The organism is Acinetobacter sp. CFCC 10889 (assembly GCF_003268395.1).
GTDB lineage: Bacteria > Pseudomonadota > Gammaproteobacteria > Pseudomonadales > Moraxellaceae > Acinetobacter.
The window spans coordinates 1-996 of the sequence record NZ_LQXQ01000158.1; the positions used below are offsets into that span (position 1 = coordinate 1).

Genomic DNA, 996 nt, shown 5'->3' on the forward strand with positions numbered 1-996 from the left:
AATTTAGATAAGCCATTAACTAATGGTGAAAAAGTTGATGTTACTGCTAAAGATCCTGCAGGCAATGTGTCTGATAAAGCAGAAGTGACAGCACCGGATACAACCGCACCTGAGGCACCACATATTGATACTTTTGATGGTACAACATTAATTGGCACAGCTGAGCCAAATGCCACCATTACAGTAAAAGATAAAGATGGCAATGTATTAGTATTGGGTCAAGCAGATGAGAAAGGGAAATTCCAAATTATTATTAGTCCATCATTAGCAGATGGAACTGAGGTTAAAGTTACAGCAAAAGATCAAGCTGGCAATGAGTCTATACCAACAACGGTTATTGCTGATAATAATGCAGATACAACACCACCTGATGCACCTACGGATGTAGAAGTAAGCCCATATGGTTTTAATATTTTGGGTAAGGCAGAAGCAGGTTCAATTGTTGATGTCAGAGATAAAGATGGTAATTTACTTGGATCGGGTATTACAAATGAAAATGGTGATTTTTATATTGAATTTGAAACCCAATTAGATAAAAACTCTACAGTTTACGTAACTGCAACTGATGCTGCGGGTAATATTTCACAGCCTACTGAAGCACTTGTACCTAATTGGGGTGGTGGTGGAAATAATGGTGGACAGATTGATGTGATACCACCTGATGTGCCAACAGATCTTGAGTTTAATGAAGATGGTTCAACAATAACAGGTAAGGCAGAGCCAGATTCAATCATTGAAATTAAAGATAAAATGGTAATTTTCTTGGTTCAGGTATAACAGACAGTAATGGTAACTTTACAGTCGATTTAGATACAGCGCTGACTAATGGTGAAAAAGTTGATGTGACAGCAACCGATGCTGCTGGTAATGAGTCTGATAAAGCAGAAGCGATAGCTCCTGATATCAATGGTTCAACGGGAGAAACTGGATCTACAGGCGAAACGGGTGCCACAGGTGAAACTGGTGCCACAGGTGAAACTGGTACTACAGGTGAAA

General features: G+C 39.3%; 2 protein-coding genes. Both read left to right on the forward strand.

Annotation, left to right across the window (positions count from 1 at the left end; genetic code table 11):
• On the forward strand, positions 1 to 777 hold a 777-nt coding region (locus AVJ19_RS21140), incomplete at its 5' end, for an Ig-like domain-containing protein (RefSeq protein WP_228203428.1).
• A partial coding sequence (locus tag AVJ19_RS22725) for an Ig-like domain-containing protein (RefSeq protein WP_213067285.1) occupies positions 774 to 996 on the forward strand: 223 nt, incomplete at its 3' end. The genes AVJ19_RS21140 and AVJ19_RS22725, both read left to right, overlap by 4 nt.